Below are 6822 nucleotides of genomic sequence, written 5' to 3' on the forward strand. Positions count from 1 at the left end.
TGAGAACTGAGAACTGAGAACTGAGGGCTGAAAGCTGAGGCGGTTACGCCGTTCGGCGTTCTTCGGCGCGCCCGGCGGCGCGCTTGACACTGGCCATCCGGAAGTTCTGGAACGGCATGTGGCACTGGTGCTTGGTCAGGAAGTTGAGGAAGCGCTTGTAGTCCTCGGCCTCCATGTTGAACAGGTGGAGCAGCGCCGAGTAGCTGCCGCTGGTCCGCTCGAGACCGGCGCGGACGAGCGCGCGGATGTCGTCGCGGGTGAGATCGCGCGACATGAATGGATCGTAGACCACCGACCAGAAGCACTCGCGCCCCTCGAGCAGGCGCGCGAGCAGCTCGTCGCGCGTGCCGTTGCGGCTCGTGTCGACGGCGGCCTCGCTGGCGGCGGCGGCCGGATGGGCGCTGAGGACCTCGGCGGGGAGATCCGCGGGGGTCACCAGGGCGTGGCGGCGGACGACGAGGCGCTCCGCGGTGTTCTTCAACTCGCGGACGTTCCCCGGCCAGTCGTAGGCGGTCAGCAGGCTGAGCGCTTCGTCCGAGAACTGGCACGGCACGGTGTTGTAGCGCCGCGCATACGACTCGACGAAGTGCTTCATCAGCAGCGGGACGTCGGCGCGGCGCTCGCGCAGGGTCGGCACTACAAGGTGAATCACGTTCAGCCGATAGTACAGATCGGACCGGAATCTCTTCTCTTCGATGTCCTGGTTCAGCGGCCGATTGGTCGCGGCGACGACGCGGACGTCGACGCGCTGCACCATCAGGTCGGCCCCGACGCGCTGGATCTCGCCGGTCTCGAGGAAGCGCAGCAGGAGCCCCTGCATGCGCAGGCTCATCTCGCCCACTTCGTCGAGGAAGACGGTGCCGCGGCGCGCCGATTCGAGCAGGCCCGGGCGATCGCGGAACGCGCCGGTGAAGCTGCCGCGCACGTGCCCGAACAACTCGGACTCGAGCAGGGTCTCCGGAATCCCCGCGCAGTTAATCGTCATGAAGGGCCCGCTGGACCGGGCACTGCCGTCGTGGATGGCCCGTGCCACCAGTTCCTTGCCGGCACCGCTCTCGCCGGTGATGAGCACCTTCGCGTCGGCCCGCGCCGCGTAGGCGATGTCTTCTCTCAAACGCTTGATGGGTTCGCAGGAGCCCAGAATCATTTGCAATCACTCCGACTGAGCCACACGCCGGCCACACGAGGTGCCGCGCGGACGACGTTGTGGGGAGACGAATTTATACCAACCCGACTGAGCTCTGGTCAAGCCAAATTCAGGCAAATTTTGCACTGTCTTTGTGCAACGGCGCCGAGCGCATTCTCTAAACATATACATTGCAATCATTTACAGAATGTGTCGTGTTTACCCGAAAAAAATCTTACTGTTTTGTTTCCAGACAGTCTCGAACAACAAGCTCGGCAAAAAGTCAAGTGGCGGCCTCGCTGGCCTCGGCCGTTCCGTCGTTCGTTTGAGATAACGACGGGTTAGCGCAAACCGAACAATGCGATCGCGCCTGCCGTTGAACGGCGGTTCAGCTACGTACCCGTACGGGCGACAAAAGTCAGCGCACGAGGTGTCAACCACCGAGGTGAATCGCCGCTTTCGCAGGAATGCCGCGAATTCCGGGTGGCACACGTCATGACAATTCCAGCGCCGGCGGGACTCCCGTCACACCGCGAAAATCCGGGGAGGTGAGTGATGTTGGCCAGTGCAACACGGCCGAGCGAAGAAGACGCCATCAAGAGTACGTGGTCACGATTCTCGAACGCGTGGCAGCGCGGCGACGTGCGGGAAGTCGCGGCGGTCTTCGATCCGGATGGCGATCATCGGTTGCTCGCGGGCGGCGGCCGCGTCGTCCAGGGACGGCCGCAGCTCGAACGCGCCTTCGCCCGCGCCTTCGCGCAGCGCGCCGGCAACTGCCACCGCACCCTGCAGTGCGCGCTGACGTCCGTGCGCTTCCTGCAGGCCGACATGGCGATCGTCGACGGCACGCTCACCTTCGGCCCGCGCGTCGACGCGCCGGGCCGCGCCCTGCCCGCGGGTGACGAGCCGTTCACGGCCGTCATGCGCCGTCACGAACAGGGATGGTCGATCGCCGCGTGCCGCGCCGGCTCGCTTCAGGCTCAGTAGGGAGATCACTTGGAGATCATTTTCGTTTCGTCGCTGGATGCCGCCGAGGAAGAGCGGCTCGCTTCCGTGTTGCTCGCGACCGTCAACGCCATGCTCGTCGACACGCCGCTCGCCTACACGCTGCGCATCCGCACCTCGAGCCAGAAGCTCTTTCAGCAATCGCACGCCGGCGTGCTGACGCCCGCCGAGCAGAACGCGCGCAATGCCGCCGCGGCGCTGCACAACAGCGGCGCGATGAAAAGATCGTAATCGGCGCCGACGGGGCGCCGAACGGCAGACATTAGTGCACCGTTTCGGCGACCTTTCGGCGGACGTGGAGGTTTTTTGCGGTGGTTACGGGCACTTAGTCCCCGTTGAGCCGGGAACGACCATTGCTCTAGCGCCATCGCTGTCCTGTAACGGGGCACCCTGCAAAACATGTTGACGTCTCTTGTGCGCGAGCCCGTGACCCATTCGCCCGACCACGCGTCGGTGACGGATGTCTTCGCCTTCGATGCGATCCTCCTGGCGGGAACGCACGCGTGGCGCCGGACCGCGTTCGATCAGCTGCTGCCCCGTCCCGTGCTCCCCGTCGCCCAGCTGCCGCTGATGGCGCATCCGCTGCGCTGGCTGCGCGCCGCCGGCGCGTCGCGCGTCACCATCTGCGCGAACGGCGGCGCGACCCAGTTGCGCGAGCATCTCGACCCGGTGCAGCACCTGCTGCCGGCGCTGACCTTCCACGAGGATCCGTCGCCGCGCGGCGCGGCCGGCAGCGCCCGCGACGCCGCACTGGCGTCCGACGCCGATCTCTTCGTCGTCGCCGACGCGACCACCATTCCCGACGTCTCCCTGCTGCGCGTGCTCCTCGAGCACCAGGAATCGCGCGCCGCGCTCACCGTGATCGTGCAGCCGTCGAACGCCGCCCGCGGCACCAGCCTCGTCCCCACCGGGCTGTATGGCTCCGGGCTGGTCCCCACCGGCCTCTATATCTTCAGCCGCCGCGCCTTCGAGTACGTGCCGGCCGCCGGCTACCAGGACATCAAGGAGTCGCTCATTCCGCGGCTCTACGCCGCCGGCGAGCTGGTGGTCACCAGCGAAGCCGAAAGTCACTGCCCGCGCGTGCTCGACGCCCGGACCTATCTCGCGGTCAGCCATCGCGCGATCGCCCGCTCGACGCAGCAGCTGGATCCGCTCGGCGCGCCGCCGCTCGACGGCATGCCCTCGATCCATCCCAGCGCGCACGTCAGCCCGTCGGCGTTGCTCGTCGGCCCGGTGCTGGTCGGCCGCGGCGCGGAGATCCACGACGACGCGGTGATCGTCGGGCCCGCCTCGATCGGCGCGCACTCCGTCGTCGGACGCGGCGCGCTGATTTCGCGATCGGTGGTGTGGGACCACTGCACCATCGGCGAGACCGCTGCGGTCGATCGCTCGGTGCTGGCGAGCGGCGTCAGCGTGGCGGCCGGGGCCAGTCTCGTCGGCGCCATCCAGGTGGGCGTCCGGCCGGCGCCAGCCAAGGACCCGGTGGTCGTCGCGCCGCACCCGGCGATGGAACCGGCGGTCAACGCGCGCGGCCTCGCCTTCCGCTGATCGTCTCACCCCGGCAATTGGTAGACATTGGTCTCCCCCGTGGATGACTTTCGTCGTCCTGGCGCGGGTCACGGATCCGAGATCGCCAAAAGACACCGGTTTTCACGCACTTAGCGGCTGCCCCCGAAATGGCTGGGCGGGCCGTAATTTGCTCCCACGCAGACTACCGTGGGTATCTTCCCCGCCCTGCTCGATCGACGCCCGGCGTACCTGGACGACGACTCCGGGCGCAGCTCGCTGTTGCTGGCCCCCGTCGCCGGCGGCAGCCTGATCTGCGAGCTCCACGCGCGGTTCGAGCAGGTCTGCCAGGATTCGATCTCGGTCGTCGCCACGTTCCCGACGACGCCGGCGTATACGGCGGCGATTCGCGCCGCCTGCCGGGAAGTGCGCGACGTGCTGCCGGTGCACGAGTTCATGGCCCGCTTCGGCGGCTACGACCTGAAGGACTTCCTGGTGATCATCGATCCGGCGTGCTTCCCGCTCGCGCCGATCGACTGGTCGTCGATCGCGCAGGAGCTGAGCAAGCCGCAGTCGGGCGCGATCCACATCGTCGCGCTCGAAGAAAATCCCGGCGGCACCACCGAGCGGGTGCAGCTCGATCCGGCGGGACGGGTGCGCCGCATCCAGCGCTATTACGACTCCCACACCTGGGCCTTCACGCGCGGCATCGCCTGCTCGATCGTGCCGGCGGCCACCCTGGTGGCGGCCGACTGCTCGAACTTCGCCGACCTGCGCGAGCTCCGCCACGAGCTGATGCTCCGCGGCGTGCCCAGCCGCGACCTGCCGCTGGTGCCCGGCGCGCTCAACCTGGAGAACCCGCGGGCGCTGCTGCATCTTTCGGAGTACTGCCTGCGCGCGGCGGGTTCGGCGCACAGCTCGCCGGTCATCGCCGCGTCGGCGGTCGTCGATCCCACCGCGCAGCTGGTCGGTTCGGTGTGCGTGCACGACGACGCCCTGGTCGAAGCCGGCGCCCGGGTGATTGGCCCGACGGTGATCGGCCGCGCGGCGCGCGTCGGCGCCCGCGCGGTGGTGGCGCAGTGCCTGCTCGCGCCGGGCGCGCGCGTCGCGACGGACAGCATGCACCGCCACTCGGTGCTCGCCGGCACCGCCAGCATCGGCGCCGACTTCGATGGCGGCGACGAGGCCATCAGCATCGACCACATGCCGGTCGATGCCGGCGTCACGGCGAAGGATGCGCTCTACCCGCGGCTCAAGGCGATCGTCGAGCCGTGCCTGGCGTCGCTGGCCGTCCTGGTGTTATCGCCGCTGCTCCTGCTGATCGCGCTGATCATCAAGCTCGAGTCGCGCGGCCCGGTGTTCTACGGCGACATCCGCGAGACCCTTGGCGGGCGGACGTTCCGCTGCTGGAAGTTCCGCACGATGATCGTCGGGGCGCACGCGAAACAGCGGGAGATGCTGACGACCAACCAGGTCGACGGCCCGCAGTTCAAGATCGATCACGACCCGCGCATCACCCGCGTGGGCGCCTGGCTGCGGCGGCTCAGCCTCGACGAGCTGCCGCAGCTGTTCAACATCATCGTCGGCGAGATGAGCCTGATCGGGCCGCGCCCCTCGCCCTTCCGCGAGAACCAGATCTGCATCCCGTGGCGGGAAGCGCGGCTCTCGGTGCGGCCGGGAATCAGCGGCCTGTGGCAGGTGTGCCGCGCCGAGCGCAACTCGGGCGACTTCCACCAGTGGATTCACTACGACCTGCTGTACGTCCGCAACGTTTCGCTGATGGTCGATTTGCGGCTCGTGGTCGCCACGTGCGTGACGCTGACCACGGGCAAGCGCATTCCGGCCGCGCGGGTCCTGCCGGCGACCGCGCTGCGCGCCGCCGGCGACCTGGACTTATCCCCCTCTGAGGCGACCTATGACTCCGCAAGTGCTTGAGCTCGACGCCGCGCCGCCGGCCGTGGATCCCGCCGCGCCGCTGCTCGCGCGGCTGCGCCGGCTGGCGCACGCGGCGCTGCCACGAATGTACGATCGGCGGGCCGGCCGGTGCGTGTTCACGGTGCGCCTCGAGAATGGCACGCAGGCGCCGGCGGGGATCAGCGATCGCTATACCGCGATCGCGATCATCGGTGTCGCGGCCGATGGCCTGGACCAGTGGTCCCTGCCGTTCGACCCGCGGCAGATGGCCGGAACGCTGGTCGACACCCTGCCGGCGTGCCGCAACCTCGGCGATGCCGCGCTCATCGCGTGGGCGGCGAGTGCGATCGGCGCCGATACCAGAGGCGCATGGCCGCACGTCGAGCGCTTGCTCGACGCGCAGGCCGCGCACCCGACGGTTGAACTCGCGTGGGCGCTGGCCGCGTCGGTGATCGACGGCGGGACGGCAGCGCCGGCCTTGCGCCAGAAGTTGTCCGCATCACTCATGCGGGCGTGGAACGGCAGCGCCGGCATCTTCGCGCACGTCGCCGGCGGCACCGGCGCGCGATCGCACGTGGCCTGTTACGCCGACCAGGTCTATCCGATCTTCGCGCTGTCACGCTACGCGGGGAAGCATCACGATGGCGCCGCGCTGGACGCCGCGGTGCGCTGCGCGCGGCGCATCTGCGCGCTGCAGGGAACCGACGGCCAGTGGTGGTGGCACTACGACCATCGCACTGGCGGCGTCATCGAGGGCTACCCGGTCTACGCGATCCACCAGGACGCGATGGGCCCGATGGCGCTGCGCGCGGTCGAGGAGGCCAGCGGCGAGGCGTTCGGCGACCACATCACCCGCGGGCTGCGCTGGCTCGAGGCGAGCCCGGAACTGAACGGTGGAACGCTGATCGATGACGCGGCGCAGATGCTGTGGCGCAAGGTGGCGCGCCGCGAGCCGATGAAGGCGACCCGGTACCTCCAGGCCGCGTGCACGATGCTCCATCCCCGGTTGCGCGCACCTGGCGTGGACGTGCTCTTCCCCCCGGCAATCATCGACTATGAAGACCGGCCGTATCACTGGGGCTGGTTTCTCTACGCCTGGGCGCGGGTGCAGGATCGCCGCTCGTGACCCCCGTCAGCGAACTGTTCGGTCTCCCGGTCGCGGCCGTCAGGATGGACGACGTGCTGCCGATGGTCGACGCGGCCGTCGCCGAGCGCCGGCCGTTTCAGATTGGCGTCGTCAACGCGGCCAAGGTCGTCAACATGCAGCGCGA

General features: G+C 68.6%; 6 protein-coding genes. 5 read left to right on the forward strand and 1 reads right to left on the reverse strand.

Features of this window, described 5'->3' with window-relative positions:
* Positions 1–43 precede the first annotated feature (43 nt).
* Positions 44–1147, reverse strand: coding sequence for a sigma 54-interacting transcriptional regulator (locus tag VFK57_13890; GenBank protein ID HET7696800.1), 1104 nt, complete (start codon positions 1145–1147; stop codon positions 44–46).
* A 537-nt stretch (positions 1148–1684) separates the two neighbouring features.
* Here VFK57_13890 and VFK57_13895 point away from each other — a divergent pair.
* The 5 genes from VFK57_13895 to VFK57_13915 all read left to right on the forward strand — a co-directional run bounded on the left by VFK57_13895 (position 1685) and on the right by VFK57_13915 (position 6677).
* A complete protein-coding gene (locus VFK57_13895) occupies positions 1685–2113 on the forward strand; it encodes an SgcJ/EcaC family oxidoreductase (GenBank protein HET7696801.1) in 429 nt (142 codons plus the stop codon).
* A gap of 9 nt (positions 2114–2122) precedes the next feature.
* Entirely contained in the window at positions 2123–2362 is a 240-nt protein-coding gene (locus tag VFK57_13900) for a hypothetical protein (GenBank protein HET7696802.1), read from the forward strand.
* Between the two features lie 168 nt (positions 2363–2530).
* Entirely contained in the window at positions 2531–3679 is a 1149-nt protein-coding gene (locus VFK57_13905; protein ID HET7696803.1) for an NDP-sugar synthase, read from the forward strand.
* 168 nt (positions 3680–3847) lie between these two features.
* A complete protein-coding gene (locus tag VFK57_13910; GenBank protein ID HET7696804.1) occupies positions 3848–5572 on the forward strand; it encodes a sugar transferase in 1725 nt (574 codons plus the stop codon).
* Positions 5565–6677 (forward strand): hypothetical protein, encoded by a 1113-nt coding sequence (locus VFK57_13915; GenBank protein ID HET7696805.1) that lies wholly within the window; start codon positions 5565–5567, stop codon positions 6675–6677. Before VFK57_13910 ends, VFK57_13915 begins: the two co-directional genes overlap by 8 nt.
* The last annotated feature ends 145 nt before the right edge of the window (positions 6678–6822 follow it).

The sequence above is a fragment of the Vicinamibacterales bacterium genome (assembly GCA_035699745.1).
GTDB lineage: Bacteria > Acidobacteriota > Vicinamibacteria > Vicinamibacterales > 2-12-FULL-66-21 > JAICSD01.

Bases quoted from the DNA above. Each gene is read 5' to 3' on its own strand.
- VFK57_13890 (HET7696800.1), bottom strand. From the start codon at position 1,147: ATGATTCTGGGCTCCTGCGAACCCATCAAGCGTTTGAGAGAAGACATC.
- VFK57_13905 (HET7696803.1), top strand. From the start codon at position 2,531: ATGTTGACGTCTCTTGTGCGCGAGCCCGTGACCCATTCGCCCGACCAC.